This is a genomic window from Vibrio sp. 1727 (assembly GCF_033344415.1).
Taxonomy (GTDB): Bacteria; Pseudomonadota; Gammaproteobacteria; order Enterobacterales; family Vibrionaceae; genus Vibrio; species Vibrio alginolyticus.
This window is the reverse complement of the sequence record NZ_JAWPOT010000608.1, coordinates 1-535: the sequence shown is the minus strand read 5'-3', so window position 1 is coordinate 535 and position 535 is coordinate 1. Positions and strand designations below refer to the sequence as shown.

Annotated in this window: 1 protein-coding gene; it reads left to right on the top strand. The window is 50.1% G+C overall.

Going from position 1 to position 535, the window contains the following annotated elements; all coding sequences use genetic code 11:
• Positions 1-535, top strand: a 535-nt coding sequence (locus tag R8O10_RS27190) for an aminotransferase class I/II-fold pyridoxal phosphate-dependent enzyme (protein WP_318192226.1), incomplete at both ends; no start/stop codon positions are given.

Below are 535 nucleotides of genomic sequence, written 5' to 3'. Positions count from 1 at the left end.
TGAGTCTTACGCGGGTAGTCGTAACTACTACAACTTATGCAGCGCAGTGGAGCATTTCTTCGGCTACAAACTGACGGTGCCTGCGCACCAAGGCCGAGGAGCGGAGCAGATATTGTTCCCTGCTCTGATTGAACGTATGCGCCAAGTACGTGGCGGTGAAACACCAGTGTTCATCTCGAACTATCACTTTGATACCACGGCGGGGCATATTGAGCTCAACGGCGGTAAGGCTATCAACGTTGTGACGGAAGAAGCGTTCGATACCACTACGCCTTACGATTGGAAAGGTAACTTCGACCTCAACAAACTGGTAGAAACGATTGAAGAGCATGGCTCGAAGAACATCTGCGCCATCATCACGACAGTGACGTGTAACAGCTCGGGTGGCCAACCGGTATCGATGGAAAACATGCGCAGCGTGTACGAAATTGCCACCAAATACGATATCCCAGTGGTGATTGACTCGGCTCGCTATTGTGAGAATGCTTATTTCATCAAACAGCGTGAAGAAGGCTACGCTGACAAGTCGATTTTG